This is a genomic window from Acinetobacter sp. YH12070, assembly GCF_013419625.1.
Lineage (GTDB): Bacteria > Pseudomonadota > Gammaproteobacteria > Pseudomonadales > Moraxellaceae > Acinetobacter > Acinetobacter amyesii.
The window spans coordinates 1-15,446 of the sequence record NZ_VOZT01000042.1; the positions used below are offsets into that span (position 1 = coordinate 1).

14 protein-coding genes and 2 pseudogenes are annotated in these 15,446 nt (G+C 39.0%); 6 read left to right on the plus strand and 10 right to left on the minus strand.

The annotated features are described in order from the left end of the window. The 4 genes and pseudogenes from FTU17_RS17675 to msrB form a co-directional block, all read right to left on the minus strand. Positions 1-67: pseudogene (locus tag FTU17_RS17675) on the minus strand (helix-turn-helix domain-containing protein); the annotation flags it as partial. Positions 68-205: 138 nt separating this feature from the next. Further along, complete coding sequence (locus FTU17_RS12405) at positions 206-715, minus strand: energy transducer TonB (protein ID WP_180135598.1); 510 nt, start codon at positions 713-715, stop codon at positions 206-208. A 113-nt stretch (positions 716-828) separates the two neighbouring features. Beyond that, entirely contained in the window at positions 829-1,317 is a 489-nt protein-coding gene (locus FTU17_RS12410; RefSeq protein WP_180135599.1) for a glutathione peroxidase, read from the minus strand. Continuing rightward, positions 1,314-1,733: a peptide-methionine (R)-S-oxide reductase MsrB gene (msrB, locus tag FTU17_RS12415; RefSeq protein ID WP_180004102.1), complete on the minus strand. Its 420-nt coding sequence runs from the start codon at positions 1,731-1,733 to the stop codon at positions 1,314-1,316. The genes FTU17_RS12410 and msrB overlap by 4 nt, the downstream gene beginning before the upstream one ends. A 228-nt stretch (positions 1,734-1,961) precedes the next feature. On the opposite strand from msrB, the gene FTU17_RS12420 reads away from it, so the two are divergent. Further along, on the plus strand, positions 1,962-3,392 hold the full coding sequence (locus FTU17_RS12420) for a pyridoxal phosphate-dependent aminotransferase (protein WP_180004101.1): 1,431 nt from the start codon (positions 1,962-1,964) through the stop codon (positions 3,390-3,392). A 232-nt stretch (positions 3,393-3,624) separates the two neighbouring features. Beyond that, positions 3,625-4,800, plus strand: a complete 1,176-nt coding sequence (locus tag FTU17_RS12425; RefSeq protein WP_180135600.1) for a YbfB/YjiJ family MFS transporter — start codon at positions 3,625-3,627, stop codon at positions 4,798-4,800. A 316-nt stretch (positions 4,801-5,116) separates the two neighbouring features. Here FTU17_RS12425 and FTU17_RS12430 read toward each other — a convergent pair whose 3' ends face one another. Both FTU17_RS12430 and icd read right to left on the minus strand, forming a co-directional pair. Beyond that, positions 5,117-5,263 carry a hypothetical protein gene (locus FTU17_RS12430; RefSeq protein ID WP_180027239.1) on the minus strand — a complete coding sequence of 49 codons (147 nt, stop codon included), beginning with the start codon at positions 5,261-5,263 and terminating at the stop codon, positions 5,117-5,119. A 418-nt stretch (positions 5,264-5,681) separates the two neighbouring features. After that, complete coding sequence (gene icd, locus FTU17_RS12435) at positions 5,682-6,935, minus strand: NADP-dependent isocitrate dehydrogenase (RefSeq protein WP_180009426.1); 1,254 nt, start codon at positions 6,933-6,935, stop codon at positions 5,682-5,684. Between the two features lie 189 nt (positions 6,936-7,124). On the opposite strand from icd, the gene FTU17_RS12440 reads away from it, so the two are divergent. Further along, positions 7,125-7,913 carry an rRNA large subunit pseudouridine synthase E gene (locus FTU17_RS12440; protein ID WP_078194376.1) on the plus strand — a complete coding sequence of 263 codons (789 nt, stop codon included), beginning with the start codon at positions 7,125-7,127 and terminating at the stop codon, positions 7,911-7,913. Between the two features lie 82 nt (positions 7,914-7,995). On the opposite strand, the gene FTU17_RS17550 is transcribed toward FTU17_RS12440, so the two are convergent. Continuing rightward, complete coding sequence (locus FTU17_RS17550; RefSeq protein WP_257222247.1) at positions 7,996-8,751, minus strand: hypothetical protein; 756 nt, start codon at positions 8,749-8,751, stop codon at positions 7,996-7,998. Between the two features lie 64 nt (positions 8,752-8,815). After that, positions 8,816-10,519 (minus strand): M61 family metallopeptidase, encoded by a 1,704-nt coding sequence (locus FTU17_RS12450; protein ID WP_180135601.1) that lies wholly within the window; start codon positions 10,517-10,519, stop codon positions 8,816-8,818. Positions 10,520-10,699: 180 nt separating this feature from the next. On the opposite strand from FTU17_RS12450, the gene FTU17_RS12455 reads away from it, so the two are divergent. From FTU17_RS12455 to FTU17_RS12465, 3 genes and pseudogenes are all read left to right on the plus strand, one after another. Beyond that, the gene (locus tag FTU17_RS12455; protein ID WP_180135602.1) at positions 10,700-12,013 is read left to right on the plus strand and encodes a D-alanyl-D-alanine carboxypeptidase PBP6B; all 1,314 of its coding nucleotides are present in this window, start codon (positions 10,700-10,702) and stop codon (positions 12,011-12,013) included. A gap of 102 nt (positions 12,014-12,115) precedes the next feature. Continuing rightward, positions 12,116-13,419, plus strand: a pseudogene (locus FTU17_RS12460) (NAD(P)/FAD-dependent oxidoreductase). Positions 13,420-13,555: 136 nt separating this feature from the next. Continuing rightward, on the plus strand, positions 13,556-14,038 hold the full coding sequence (locus tag FTU17_RS12465) for a peptidylprolyl isomerase (RefSeq protein WP_078194383.1): 483 nt from the start codon (positions 13,556-13,558) through the stop codon (positions 14,036-14,038). A 155-nt stretch (positions 14,039-14,193) separates the two neighbouring features. Here FTU17_RS12465 and FTU17_RS12470 read toward each other — a convergent pair whose 3' ends face one another. Together FTU17_RS12470 and FTU17_RS12475 are read right to left on the minus strand one after the other, a co-directional pair. After that, on the minus strand, positions 14,194-14,973 hold the full coding sequence (locus FTU17_RS12470) for a M48 family metallopeptidase (protein ID WP_168379353.1): 780 nt from the start codon (positions 14,971-14,973) through the stop codon (positions 14,194-14,196). A 112-nt stretch (positions 14,974-15,085) separates the two neighbouring features. After that, positions 15,086-15,394, minus strand: coding sequence for a hypothetical protein (locus FTU17_RS12475; RefSeq protein ID WP_078194385.1), 309 nt, complete (start codon positions 15,392-15,394; stop codon positions 15,086-15,088). Positions 15,395-15,446 lie beyond the last annotated feature (52 nt).

Genomic DNA, 15,446 nt, shown 5'->3' on the forward strand with positions numbered 1-15,446 from the left:
GTTTGGCCAGAAAAATGAGTCGTTCTCGCTGTTCTAAACTAAGTGGTACAGAAACAATCCGAGGCATGTGTGAACATCTGTTAACTAAAAAAACCTTTTCGCATGATTAGTTATTTTTGTCAACTTAATATCTTTCTTTATCAATTAGATCCACCAGTAATAACAGATCATTTATGGAACTCAAAATTTGCCTTCTGCTATAAGCTTATTGAGGTGGATGAAGAGTAAATTCATATTCAACGGTATAACTGAGATTTTTATCAACCATCGGAATAGGTTCAAGTCGCGCAACCAATAGGGATTTTTGTACTTTTTGATCAAAGCTTTTAGAGCCTGAACTTGCGATGAGTTTTGAGCTACCAATATAGCCTGTTGCAGCAATCACAGTGAGCTGTAGTTTGACAGGATGCTTATATGTTTTCATTTCAGACGCAGACAGCACATATTGTGGTGCATTTACCCAAGAAACTTCATACATTTTCGGTTTTACATGTGGATCAATTACATCTGCAACACGCGTAGGTTGGTATTCTTCTATAGGTGTTTTTAACAATTGCAATAATGCGTTGACCCGAGCATCTGTCGTGCGGTCTAGATTGCTGGCATCAACAGACGTTTTTACAACTTCAGATGCGCTCAGATTGCTATCTGCCCATGCTGTACCCACACATACGGGTAAAAAAACCGTTAAAACACAAATTCGACGTTTAACCATCTGCCTAAACAATGTTATGACCTTCAAATAAAGAGCCGTCAGTATAAAACATCCAAAAAAATAAAGACGCTTTCGCGCCTTTATATCAACCTCAGTTCCACCAATGATTCACATCATTTAGACTGAGCCAAAGCTTTTTCAATATCTTCATTCAAGGTTTCAGGCTTTGTCGTGGGTGCATAGCGGTTCAAGACCTGACCATTTTTCCCTATTAAAAACTTCGTAAAATTCCACTTAATGCCATTTCCCAATACGCCTTTCGAGTTATTGGTTAAATAACGGAAAATCACATGCGCTTCTGGGCCTTTTACATTCACTTTGGCAAACATTGGAAAAGATACGCCATAGTTTTTTTGACAAAATGCGCCAATTTGATCATTTGAACCCGGATCTTGTCCGCCAAATTGGTTGCATGGAAAACCTAAAACCTCAAAACCTTGATCTTTATACTGTTCGTAAATTTTCTCCAAACCAGCAAATTGAGGAGTAAATCCACATTTACTAGCGGTATTTACAATTAATAAAACCTGGCCTTCATAATCTGCAAAGGATTTATTACTTCCGTCCAGTAATTCTGCTTCAAACTGGTGAATGGTGGTCATGGATAAGTTTCCTCATCATTTTTTTGTTTTGTTTCTAATTCTAAGGATGCTGAATTAATACAATAACGCAATCCAGTCGGCTGTGGTCCATCAGGGAAAACATGCCCTAAATGTGCGTCACAATGATGACAAACAATTTCTGTTCTGACCATACCGTGTGTCGTATCTACATTTTCTTCCACCGCAGCAGGTTCAATTGGCTTATAAAAGCTCGGCCAACCACAACCGCTATCGTATTTTGTTTCAGAAGAAAAAAGCGGTTCCCCGCAACAACGACATACATACGTGCCAGCTTGTTTCGTATTCCAATATTTTCCAGTGAAAGCTTGCTCCGTGCCTTTCTGACGCGTTATGCGAAACTCTTCTGGTGACAATTCTCTTTGCCATTCTCTTTCTGTTTTATTGAGTTTTCCCATGATGACGTCCCTTTATATCGTGGTATTTAAAATAGGATAATCCTATATTTACGTCATTCATTCTTAAATTTCTAGTCTTTATTCAACAATTTACAAAATCTATATAATGACCAAAAAAGCAAAAGGTAAGCAAATATAAAATCATGGTAAGCAAAATACCAAATTAAATGCTTTTTTGTGAGCAACTTTAGTGATAATCTTAGCCCTACTCTTGCTCAGGATAAAAAAATGTCGCAGAAAAAGAGCGTAATTTTTAAAAATCTGCTGCCCGTGATCAAACAATATCAACAGGCAGGGTTTACGCATGAAAAAATAGTTGCTTTACTCAGAGACGAACATCATCTCGATTTAGTAACGACCGAGACATTTAAAAGCTATTTATACCGTTATGCAAAAGTGACCTCCACTCTTTCCGAGAATATAAAAATGCCGAATACGTTTAACACCACACGCGAAATTAAGAAATCGTCTAAGCTCGAGCATGTTTGCTACGACATTCGCGGACCAGTGTTGCGAGCGGCCAATGAGATGGAAGAGGCTGGCCATAAAATTATTAAATTAAATATTGGTAACCCTGCTCCTTTTGGTTTTGAAGCACCTCAAGAAATTATTAACGACGTGGCACTCAACCTGCCAAATGCAATTGGTTATACCGACTCAAAAGGCATCTTCCCTGCGCGTAAAGCGATTTGTCAGTATTATCAACAAAAAGGCATCTTAAACATGCACGTCAATGATGTGTATGTCGGAAATGGCGTATCTGAACTGATCGTGATGGCGATGCAAGGTTTGCTCGACGATGGCGATGAAATGCTGGTGCCAATGCCAGATTATCCGCTGTGGACAGCAGCAGTTAACCTTTCTGGCGGTACTGCCATTCACTATAAATGTGATGAAGAAAATTTCTGGTATCCAGATATTGCCGACATGGAAAGTAAAATCACACCGAATACTCGCGGTATCGTGGTGATTAACCCGAATAACCCAACAGGTGCGGTTTACCCACGTCATGTGCTTGAGCAAATTGTGGCTCTTGCGAAGAAATACGACTTAATTTTATTTGCTGATGAGATTTACGACAAGATCGTTTATGACGGTATTGAGCATGTCTCTGTTGCATCTTTAGCAGGCGATCAGCTATGTATTTCATTCAATGGCTTATCTAAAGCGTATCGAATTGCAGGTTACCGTTCAGGCTGGATGGCAATTACAGGCGATAAATCACGTGCGCTAGACTACATTGAAGGTTTAGACATGTTGGCGTCGATGCGTCTATGTGCCAACCACCAAGCGCAATATGCGATTCAAACAGCTTTAGGCGGTTATCAATCAATTAATGATCTCATCCGTCCGGGCGGCCGTTTATATGAACAACGGAACATTGCTTGGGAAATGTTGAATGATATTCCGGGTGTGTCTTGTGTGAAACCAGAGGGTGCTATGTACTGCTTCCCTAAACTGGATCCTGAAATTTACCCAATTCAAGACGATGAGAAATTCATGTTGGATTTCCTCCGTGCTGAAAAAGTACTTTTGGTTCAAGGTACAGGTTTTAACTGGCCGACACCTGATCATTTCCGTGTGGTGTTCTTGCCTGCTGAAAATGAACTACGTGAAGCACTGACTCGTTTAGGTCGTTTCTTGGCGAAAATGCGTTAATTCATAAGTGCTTTAAAAATAAAAAAACCGTACGCCATGTACGGTTTTTTTATTACTGTATCTTTAAATTTGATTTCTTACTGTACTCACACCACAGCTATCTTTTTGAATAGTTAAGTTTTTATAAATTTATTTTGAGCTTAGACCTTAGTCAAAACTTTAAGATCTGTTGATTTTTCTACAGCATATTCATGTTATTTTTTAACCAATCATAAAAACACATGAGTACGGGATGTTCTCAAACAAAATTAAACTGAGCCTATTTCTCTGTCTAAGCATGTGCCTAGGCATCGGGATATTACGTTTTTCCTATACCGCACTCCTCCCTTCAACCCGCGAAGCATTTGGTTGGAGCTCAAGTTTTGCCAGCATCTTAGGTAGTGCCAATTTGCTCGGCTACTTAATCGGCGCATTTTGGGCCATGAAATTACCCCAAAATAAAAGCATGGTGAGCTACATCCAACTCGCGGCTATTGCAGGGACACTCAGTTTACTCAGTTGTGCATTTTCAGGTTTTTCAGAAATTTGGTACAGCACTTGGCGCGTAATTTCAGGGATCAGTGGCGGCTTACTGATGATCCTCTCCCCAAGTGTCGTTGCCCAATGTTCAGTGCTTCAAGATCGCTTTAAAATCAACTTTATTGGTTTTAGCGGCATTGGCTTGGGGGTCTTAATGGCAACGCTATTTTTGCCTTACATCCAACAAATGTCGACAAAGTGGGCTTGGTTGATTTTATTTTCTTTTTCAAGCCTGATTTGTATTTTACTCAGCGTACTTTTGAAGAGTTTTAAAACACAGCTCACATCATTCACCACGATTTCAGCTGCAGAACATAAAGTTGATGGAATTTTCTATTGTCTCTTAATCGTGTATAGCACCAGTGCTTTTGCTTACGTGCCCCATTCATTATTTTGGATTGACTATTTAACTCACACCCTACACCTGAGCCCGATCGGGATCAATTTCAATTGGATTTTATATGGTCTGGGGAGTGCTTTAGGGGCATTTGCTGCTTACTGCCTAGCACAAAAACTGGGAAATATCAGCGCTCTTAAAATTTTATATAGCTGCTATGTCTTGGCGATTTTTATAGCGTTCATTAATATCCATCCACTTTTTACTTTTTTGTCTTCTTTTGCGACAGGCTTGCTCAATCCGGCAGTGGTTTTTCTCACCTCTTATACCATTTTGCAAATCTATGGTAGCGCCTATAAAAAGCTCTGGAGTATTGCAACCCTGTGCTTTGCATCAATTCAATTGATCGGTGGTTTAAGCTTTAGTTTTTTACAGCGAATTGGTATTGATTATTCACAGCAATTTATTTTGGCCGCATGCGTACTCGGCATTGGAACAATGCAACTCTTTTGGTTCACTCGCACAGCAAAATTGAGCAAAAATACCGTCTAGGTAGATCACAAGACATTCAACTGCATAATCATTCACACATACAAAAGTCATGCATACAAAGAAAAGACCTATATAAATAGGTCTTTTCATTTTGATAAATCGTGAATGGGCTAAGCTTTTTTCAGCTTTTTCTTTAATTTTTTCAGAGCAGAATTATGCTTTGAAATTTTGTTCAACCTCGCTTTAATTTCCTTTTTAAGTGATTTGGTTTTCTTAGACAAATTCATCTCCTTCTCGTCTACGTATAAAACTTAAATTTCGATCAATTAAAAACCATTCGGCCAAATGAACTTTGATTCACAAAGTCTTTAGCCTACTAATGATGTTGTTGACGCTGATTTCGTTGATGTGGCTGTTGTTTCTGTTTCTTTTGGTCTTGTTGCTGTTGCTGTTGTTGTTGTTGCTGATCATTTTGCTGCTGTTGATCAGATTGTTGGTTTTGTTGATGCTGTTTACGAGACATTTCATTTCTCCTTATCATCATAAGTATCACAATGTACTGTTACTAGATGTACATCTACTAAAGGACAACAACCAATGTACCGCTAATTTTCATGGAACCAACCCGATAAATGTTTCGAATTACGTCATTGTAAAATTTATGGAGAATAATTAATTTGAAATCAATCCCCCTCTATTTTCTGCATTACCTAAGTTCACTCGAATAGTGCGGTTTTAAACTTTTAGTAACATGACAAGCATGCCAGACCATCTGATTGATTGCGTGAAGTCACCTTTTGATTGCTGTTTTTTGAATGGTATTGAGAAGCTATGATTCTGTGTTTTTAATGTTTAGTCCTAAAAAAGGACTGAATGATTCAATCCTTTTTACCTAGCCTTTTATGCATCTAGCTTTTTTACACCTAGATTAGCAAATAAAGTTAGTCCATATGCTCAATGATGGCTTGTCCAAACTCCGAACAACGCAAGAGTTTTGCACCTTGCATGAGTCGTTCAAAATCATAGGTCACTGTTTTGGCTTCAATCGCCCCCGCAATACCTTTAATAATTAGATCTGCCGCTTCAGTCCAGCCCATATTTCGCAGCATCATTTCTGCAGACAGAATAATAGACCCAGGGTTTACTTTGTCTTGACCCGCATATTTAGGTGCAGTGCCATGTGTCGCTTCATAAACTTGTACCGCGCCACCAATATTGGCACCCGGTGCAATACCAATACCGCCAACTTCAGCCGCCAAGGCATCCGAAATATAGTCACCGTTTAAATTCAGGGTAGCAATAACTGAATAATCGGTCGGACGCATGAGAATTTGTTGTAAAAAAGCGTCTGCGATCGCATCTTTAATCACGATCTCTTTACCCGTTTTCGGATTTTTTATTTTGACCCAAGGACCGCCATCCAAGAATTCACCACCAAAGCGCTCAACTGCGACTTCATAGCCCCACTCTTTAAACGCTCCTTCGGTATATTTCATGATATTACCTTTGTGCACCAAAGTGACATTCGGCTTATCGTTATCAATGGCGAATTGAATGGCCTTACGCACCAAACGCTGAGAACCTTCTTTAGATACAGGCTTAATCCCGATACCGCAATTTTCCTCAAAACGAATCTTAGTAACACCCATTTCCTCTTTAAGAAATTTGATCATTTTCTTGGCTTCAGGTGAATCTGCTTTCCATTCGATCCCAGCGTATATATCTTCTGAGTTCTCTCGGAAGATCACCATGTCTGTACGTTCAGGATGCTGAACAGGTGAAGGAACGCCCTTAAACCAACGTACTGGACGCACACAGACGTAGAGGTCTAATTCTTGACGTAATGCAACATTCAGCGAACGAATACCGCCACCGACAGGCGTCGTTAACGGCCCTTTAATTGAAACTACAAATTCGCGTAAAGCCTCAAAGGTTTCTTCAGGCATATAGGTGCCATAAATTTTATTGGCTTTTTCACCACAATAGACTTCCATCCATTCTATTGCACGTTTTCCACCATAAGCTTTTTGTACTGCGGCATTCACTACGGTTTTCATCACGGGCGTGATATCAACACCAATACCATCACCTTCAATAAATGGAATAATTGGATTATTGGGAACATTGAATGATAAGTCTGAATTTACTGTAATTTTTGTCCCATCCACTGGAACGACGATCTTCTGATAACCCATTTTTATGATCCTCCCTGAGAAGCGAGTGAAAAAATAATTGCTGTTTGATAAGACTTTTAATTGCGCTTCACGCATAATACTCTAAAGCAAATCTACCTTTTTTGAGATTTAGATGGGAAATAGCTGCATTTCCCTATTGAATAAATCTTAACCAATTTGAATTATTGTAATTAATAGAAGTTATTTCCTATGAAAATCGTCATCTTAAACAAGCCATATGACGTGCTCTCCCAATTCCGTAAAGACGAAGCGCATATGACCATATCTGACTTCGTGGACGATCCTAGTCTACGTATTGCAGGTCGTTTAGATATGGACTCTGAAGGTTTGGTATTTTTAACTGATCATGGTGGTTTAAATCAGTACATCACCAATCCTGAAAATAAAAAGTTCAAAACCTACTTAGTGCAAGTCGATGGCGACATCACAGAAGAAGCGCTTGAACAATTACGTAAAGGCGTTGAGCTAAAAGATGGTATGACTTTGCCAGCCAAAGCCATTAAAGTGCAACAGCCAGAATGGTTATGGGATCGTGATCCTCCTGTACGTTTCCGTGCAAACATTCCAACCTCTTGGGTTGAAATCCAAATTTGCGAAGGCCGTAACCGTCAAGTTCGTCGTATGACTTCAGCAGTAGGTTTCCCGACTTTACGTTTAATTCGTACACGTATTGGTGCCATCGATTTAGTTCAATTGGGTTTAGAACCAGGTGAAACCAAAGAAATTGAGCCTTTACTGTACCCTGACTTTCAAAATGTACCTGCAGAAGAACCTTACCGTTCGCGCTCTTATGTGAAAAAACCAGGCGGTACAGGTGGTAAGCCAATGGTTCGTAAGAATAAAGACGGATCCGTGAAAAAGTCAGGTACAAAACGTATCTGGCAAATGGATGAGAGCGAAAAACCAAAACGCCGTACCAATGGCACAACTCGTCCGAATACTAAAGCCCCTCGTGGCCGCGGTCGTAACGGACGTTGATATTATTTCTTAAAAATTAGTTTGAAAAAAGCTTACGCCAGTGAGCTTTTTTTTCAATAAAAATGTATCTATGAAGCATAATTTATACAACTTTACTTGCTACTAACGAATCTCTCAGTGATGGCTTTAATACTTGAACCTCACCTGTTTCATGTCTTAATATTCTATATGAATAAATATTTTCAGTTTCTAATCCGTAAATATTCTGAAATCTCATCTTAAATTTAAAATCCAAATCATTGATTTTTGCTGATAAAAAATCATTAGTATAAGTGTCATTCAAACAATCTAGCCTTAATTTAAATTCAATAGACTCATCAACTAATATTTTCATTTCACGCTGATAAATTGTGTCATCCAAAGTCATTAATAAAACAATTCTTGATTCATTAATTCTCGAATAAACACTAAAAATTAATGAGCATAACTTTTCAGGCTTATTAGTTAATAGATCTCTAATATCAACAATTTCTAATTTTGGAGTGCATAATTCTAAGTAAGGTTGGCATGAATTATGATTCATTCTCAATTGTTCTGACTGTAGCTGAGCAAGATACCCTTGCTGTTTAACGCTCTCCTTCATCTCATCAATTTGCAATTGAAGCGCTCTTTCTTGCTGTTCCAAAGCTTTGGTATTTTGATCCAACTGTTTACCTTGTTGTATATACCCCATAATCAGCCAAAAGAATGCAATTGGCGCAAAAATGCCTGCAAGAGCATCTCCTAATTCATTTAAAGATGATGAAGATTCTAAACCTCCAAAAAACCAAACAATAATAATTACAGTCAACCAAATGCCTGTAATAGCAATACCCCAATTTAAACTTTTTTGATTCATCTTTTACTAATAAAAAACCCATACCTAAGTATGGGTTTTACATGAAAATTAAATACTTATCAAATTAAGCTTTTAACCACTTCTCAGCTTTAGCCTGATCTTCAACTTTAAGTTCAACTTCCGTCAATTCTGAACCTGCCGCTTCTACTTCAAAGCTCATCAACTCATCACGGCGGAATGCCAGTACGGTATAAGTTCCATCTTGCTTGGCATATTTTTCTGCCAATTTAACTGTCGCTTTTAGACCATCAATTGCAATAATCACATCATTTGCAGACAAGCCAGCTTTTGCTGCTGCACCATCACGGCGAGCGGACTGAACCAACATTCCTTCAGGCTTATCAGCAAGTTTTAGACCAAATGGCAATGATTTGTCATTTTTAAGCGTGTAGCTTAGGCCAAACTCAGGGAATAATTGGTCTAACGGCAATTCATCTGTAGTATTAATCAAGTGATTGATTTGTTCTAACCAATCATCACCTGTTAATTCATTACATAAATTGAAAATAGTCCGTTCATTGACTTGAATGCCATTTTGCGCATTTTCATATAGCTTACGCATTAAGGCATCAAGGCTAGAACCGCGTAGGCGTAAGCCTAGATCTAAACACAATGCAACGAGGCAACCTTTGTTGTAGTAACTTGTACCTGCGTTATTTGAGTTTTCATCCTGACGGTAGAATTTCACCCATGCATCAAAGCTTGATTCAGCCACAGTTTGAATCTCACGACCCGGATTTTGCAAATAGCGATCTATTTGTGCTTTTAAAAGCTTGATATAAGAATCCTGATTGATCACACCGCTGCGCAATAAGATCAAATCATCATAATACGATGTAAAACCTTCAAAAATCCAAAGCAAAGAGGTATAACCTTCTTTGTTGAGGTCATAATTCACAAAGTTTTCTGGACGGATAAATTTTACCAACCATGAGTGGAAATATTCATGGCTGCATAACCCTAAGAAACGTTGATAATCTGCCGATGGTTCTACAGGTTCATTGGCTTTTGGTAAATCATCACGCGGGCTAATTAAACTCGTACTGTTTGGATGCTCTAAACCACCATAGCTATTGGCCATTGCCATGGTCATAAAGGTATAGTCTTTAAATGGCGCCGAACCAAACATTGAAATTTCAGTCGAACAAATTTTTTCGATGTCTTGCTGCATACGCTGCGCGTTCATAGCATGTTTGCCCGACACCACAAACTCATGCGGAATGCCGTTGGCTTCAAAACTAAAACGGGTTTGTTCCGCTAGTTCAAACGGTGCATCAATTAACTGAGCATAGTTATCTGCATATAAGGTATAACGACCTTTCACTAAACTTTTTGACTTTAATCCAGTCGCAAGTTGGAAATGCTTTAACTCGGGTGGCAAGAAAACTTCAACCTCAATGGCTGTATCTTCTTGGTCAACTAAACCTAAACATGCGCAAGCTGGATTGACATATAAACGGCTTTGATCGACATAAGCACCACGGACCGATAAATCGAAGGCATATACATCATATTCAACCGTGATCAACTCATGATCTGTATTGAATAAACGCCATTTATTTTTTTCAAATTTCTCAATTTGTAACAAACGCCCATCTTCATCATATGCTCGAACGGCTTCGATATGCTTCGAAAATTCACGGATTAAGTAACTTCCGGGAATCCAAGTAGGCAACGAAAGCACCTGTGTAGGATTTGCCAAGAAACGTGCAGTGACATGGACTAGATGCTGACGATAATCGTCAAATTCGATTTGATAATGCAACATAATGGGCGATATAAAATTAGTAAAAGATAACTTATCAATTAGATTAACATTTTTTACAACTGAATGCGGAACTGTCGCAATTGTCTACAATTATGACTAGTCAGCAGAAAAAAAAAGGCATAGCATGCCTAAAAATTTTTTCGTTTTACCACCAACGGAATGGTTGGTTAAGGAACCTCATTGAAACACGTGATCTACCTCATCGCGCTGCTTAGTTTTCTATGCTCCACGATAGCAAATGCTGCCCTTTTAAATATTGTCCCTGAAACTGTTGAAGCTGAAGCTTGGACCATTTTAGATCCTCAGTCGGGTCAGGTGATTGCAGAACATAATAGCCATGTTCAGCGTGCCCCTGCTTCACTTACCAAAATGATGGTGGCTTATATTGCTTTAAAGGAAATTAAAGCAGGTCATTTAAAGAAAAATGAAATCCTAACCGCAACCCCAGTTGTACAAGTGGTTCAATGGGATGAATCACAAATGTATCTCAAAGCAGGCGAACAAATTTCAGTTGATCAGCTTTTGGCAGGTCTTGTGGTCATGTCTGCCAATGATGCCGCTGTGACTTTAGCTGAACGCATTTCTGGTGATATTCCAAAATTTATTGAACGCATGAATAAAGAAGCCAAAGCTTTGGGCATGAATGATACCAATTTTCAAAATCCAGCCGGTATTACCATGCCAGAACATTATTCATCGGCGGCTGACCTTGCACGTTTAGGGCAAGCACTTGTTACCGAAACACCTGACTATTTGAATTATTCTAAACAACAAAGTTTTAGTTATAATCACCGTTTCCACCATGCAACTAATATTTTACTCAAACAAGATCCCACCGTTGATGGCTTAAAAACAGGTTTTACTAAAGCTGCAGGTTATAATTTAGCTTTAACAGCCAACCGTTTGATTGCAAATCCCGATACACCAGAGCGTCGTTTGATTGTTGTTGTATTAGGAGCAAAAAGTGGCTTAAAACGTGCTGAAGTGGCTCACAGCCTCATGAACTTGGCTTATACCTATACCCGTAATGAAGTTGCAATCAAAGATAAGCAATTAATTGCAGAATTACCTGTGGTTAAATCAACCTTGAAAATGTTTAAGGTAGAAACTCAACAACCTAAGCTGATTACAACTTCACTTTATGATCAAGCTTATGCCATCGATTTAAAAGCTTTTGACCCAACACAGCAACGTATTCTTTTAAATACAGGCAATGGTCAAATTCAAGCCATTGAACCACTTCACGAAACACAGACTAAACTGAGTGTTGAAGTAAATGAAAAAGAACTCACTGCGCCATTGGCTGAAGTGATGAAATTAGCTACCGTTACGGTTTATCAAAATAATCAGCTGATCAATACCTTTGATATCGAAGATGACGTGCAAATTGAAGAAGCCAATATTTTTGAGCGTTTCATGATGTGGATCAAAGGTCTTTTTAGCATCTTTAATACTGATTCAGCAGAAGTTAAAACCTACCCTTTAGGTCAATGATGTGATTATGTAACTTGTAAGACAATTCGTTATTCGTGCAAAAAAGAAGATGGCATACTCGTGCCATCTTCTTTTTTCAACAATAATAAAATAGGTAATTCAATGAATAACGCTGATGACTCCAAGTTACACCATATTGTCATTGTCGGTGGTGGTGCCGGTGGTTTAGAACTGGTCACCCAACTCGGTGATTTACTCGGTAAAAAAAAGAAAGCGCGCATTACCCTCGTAGATATGAAACTCATGCATGTCTGGAAACCCCTTTTACATGAAATTGCCGCAGGGACGATGTCGGTTAGTGAAGAAGAAATTAACTACTATGCACATGCTGCGAAGCATCATTATGAATTTGTCTTGGCTAAGTTTGAAAATGTTCAGCCTGCTGAAAAAACCATTCAGCTCAGCAAAGTCCAACAAGGTAAATATGAATCCACTCAAGAACAACTGCAACTGAGTTATGACACCCTTGTTCTTGCTTTAGGCTCAGTTTCCAACGATTTCAACACGCCGGGCGTGTATGAACATTGCCACTATTTGGACAGCCTGCAACAAGCTGAAATCTTCCAACAAGATCTCTTACAGTTATATTTGGATGCCCAAAATAGCAATACAGCACGTGAGTTGAAAATTGCCATAATTGGCGCAGGTGCTACGGGGGTTGAACTTTCAGCAGAATTAGTTGAAGCCAAACATAATTTTTATAAATATGGTTTAAATAAAATTCATCCTCAAAGCGTACAGATCAATTTGATTGAAGGTGCTGATCGGATTCTGCCTGCACTCCCTGAAAAAATGGCCGAGCATGCACAGCAGCAATTACAACGCATGAAAATTGAGGTCTTAACCTCTAAACGTGTGGAAAAAGTCGATGCTGAACATGTTTATTTTAATGATGGAAGCAAAATTAAAGCCGAACTAAAAGTTTGGGCGGCAGGCATTAAAACACCAGAAGTAATTTCTAAACTTGAAGGCTTTGAAAAAGACCGCATGGGGCGTTTAAGTGTATATGCAACATTACAAACTAAGGCACACCCAGATATTTTCGCGTTTGGTGATTGTGCACATTGCCAACCGCGTGCAGATGAGCCTGTCCTCGGCCCACGCGCTCAAGTGTGGCCAGCCAACAAGCGTCATTTCTCGTGGATTGTTTAAAGGCGCGTATCCGTGGTCAACAACTCCCAATGTTCGTATTTTCAGACAAAGGCTCCCTAGTCTCATTAAGCAAGCATAAAGCGGTTGGTGAACTTTTAGGTCAGGTCAATGTTCAAGGCTTTGTTGCCAAATCAATGTACGTTTCACTTTATCGAATGCATCAAGCCACAATTTACGGCTACGCACATGCAGGACTATTAACGGCTAAAGATTTTGTTACACGAAAAATTGCGCCTAAAATTAAATTGCATTGAAATTTACAGATTTGCCCCGATTAATGAAAAAATCATCATAAACATTTAAAAATTGCATTTTTTTGATAAATTTAGTCTACAAAAGTGCAATTTCACTTTATGATGTAACCCTTAAAAAATTGAATGGATCAATAACATGACTGCTATTGCAAATAACTCTGTGGTTTCTTTCCACTACACATTGACTAATGCAGAGGGTGAAACTCTCGACCAATCTCAAGGTGAGCCACTAGCATATTTGCACGGCGCTGGTAACATCATTCCAGGTCTTGAAAAAGCTCTTTTAGGCAAAACAGTTGGTGAAAAATTCACTGTAACTGTACCTGCTGCCGAAGGTTATGGCGAATACAACCCTGATCTCGTTCAAGAAGTTCCTGCTCAAATGTTCCAAGGCGTGGATAACATCCAACCAGGTATGCAATTCCAAGCTCAAACTGATGACGGCGTACAAATCGTGACAGTTAAAGCGGTTGAAGGCGACAACGTTGTTGTTGATGCGAACTTTCCACTTGCTGGTCAAGATTTAACTTTCGAAGTTGAAATCGTTGAAATCCGTGAGGCTTCTGCTGAAGAACTTGAACACGGTCACGTACACGGTGCAGGCGGTCACCACCACTAAGATCTTCTGATCTCTAGTGCAAAAAGGCAAAGTTTTTACTTTGCCTTTTTTATTGCGCCTGATATAGGTATGCCATATAAGAACTTTTCAAACTATTAAATACAAAAAAGCAGGCCATAGCCTGCTTTTTTTAAATGGATAATTAATTCATAATATTAACGACGTTGGTTATAAACCTGCTGCGCTGCTGGTAGATTTTTACGCATCGCTTCAATACGTTGTGAGTTTGATGGATGCGTAGACAGGAATGATGAACCTCCCGCACCTTCAAGCTTGTTCATTTTTTCCCAAAGTGTAATCGCCGCTTGTGGGTTATAACCTGCACGTGCCATTAACATTAAACCACCTTGGTCAGCACGGCTTTCTAGAGAACGTGAATACGGTAACCCTATACCGATTTGACTACCTAACTGCGCAGCAGCAGTGCCCAATTGACCGACATTATTGCCTGCGGCACTTAAACCAATATTCAGCGCAAGATCCGTTAAAGCTTGAGCACCCAATTTACTTTTTGCATGTTCTTCAAGAGCATGGACCATTTCATGTCCCATAACCGCTGCAATTTCTGCATCAGTTAAATTTAGTTTATTGACGATACCTGTATAAAATACAACTTTACCGCCTGGAGCTACAAAGGCATTGACTTGATCAGATTTCATGACCGCCAATTGCCATTGGAACGCTTGACCCGTTTGGTTCATTTGGTCTGCATAAGGACGTAGTTTTTGGAATACAGTATTAATGCGCTTATATGTACTCGAAGAGGTATCGAGCTGATTTTTAGAACGCGCATCTGTCACCATTTTGTTATAACTTTGTGTTGCTTGCGCGTTCAATGTAGCAGTATCCGCTCCTGCCATATCTGCCACTGTCGCACAGCCCGAAATCGTCATTACACCGGCCATACACAGGCTCGTTAGAATTATTTTTTTCATTAAGGATACTCCAGACCATTAAAATATAAGTGAATTTATGGATATTATATTCTTATGGTTTGGAGCTTAAAACGAAGTTATAGCGACTTATAATAGTATTTATGTAATTTTTTTAAGCTGAAAATTGAAGAACCAACCAATAGATTAAACAAACCACATTCAAACCTAAATAAACATGCATTAATGGCTTGATTTTTTCTTCTAACTGCACATTTTTTCGCTTAAAAAATAGGACAGCATTTTGTATCAAAACTATAGGTACAAGAATACAGGCAATAATCACCGACAACCCAATCAGGGCTTGATAAATTAATTGTGGATCTTGAGTTTGGGCACGAATGATCATCATAGCAATAGTGGGTGCTCCCCCCATCGCAAATAATAAAGAATAAAAAATGGTGGTCGAAATATTCTTTTGCATCCTGCACTTCTCTTCCTAATTCAAATTGCATTTTAGCAACTCACCACAAAGT

Bases quoted from the DNA above. Each gene is read 5' to 3' on its own strand.
- FTU17_RS12405 (WP_180135598.1), bottom strand. From the start codon at position 715: ATGGTTAAACGTCGAATTTGTGTTTTAACGGTTTTTTTACCCGTATGT.
- FTU17_RS12410 (WP_180135599.1), bottom strand. From the start codon at position 1,317: ATGACCACCATTCACCAGTTTGAAGCAGAATTACTGGACGGAAGTAAT.
- msrB (WP_180004102.1), bottom strand. From the start codon at position 1,733: ATGGGAAAACTCAATAAAACAGAAAGAGAATGGCAAAGAGAATTGTCA.
- FTU17_RS12420 (WP_180004101.1), top strand. From the start codon at position 1,962: ATGTCGCAGAAAAAGAGCGTAATTTTTAAAAATCTGCTGCCCGTGATC.
- FTU17_RS12425 (WP_180135600.1), top strand. From the start codon at position 3,625: ATGTTCTCAAACAAAATTAAACTGAGCCTATTTCTCTGTCTAAGCATG.
- FTU17_RS12430 (WP_180027239.1), bottom strand. From the start codon at position 5,263: ATGTCTCGTAAACAGCATCAACAAAACCAACAATCTGATCAACAGCAG.
- icd (WP_180009426.1), bottom strand. From the start codon at position 6,935: ATGGGTTATCAGAAGATCGTCGTTCCAGTGGATGGGACAAAAATTACA.
- FTU17_RS12440 (WP_078194376.1), top strand. From the start codon at position 7,125: ATGAAAATCGTCATCTTAAACAAGCCATATGACGTGCTCTCCCAATTC.
- FTU17_RS17550 (WP_257222247.1), bottom strand. From the start codon at position 8,751: ATGAATCAAAAAAGTTTAAATTGGGGTATTGCTATTACAGGCATTTGG.
- FTU17_RS12450 (WP_180135601.1), bottom strand. From the start codon at position 10,519: ATGTTGCATTATCAAATCGAATTTGACGATTATCGTCAGCATCTAGTC.
- FTU17_RS12465 (WP_078194383.1), top strand. From the start codon at position 13,556: ATGACTGCTATTGCAAATAACTCTGTGGTTTCTTTCCACTACACATTG.
- FTU17_RS12470 (WP_168379353.1), bottom strand. From the start codon at position 14,973: ATGAAAAAAATAATTCTAACGAGCCTGTGTATGGCCGGTGTAATGACG.
- FTU17_RS12475 (WP_078194385.1), bottom strand. From the start codon at position 15,394: ATGCAAAAGAATATTTCGACCACCATTTTTTATTCTTTATTATTTGCG.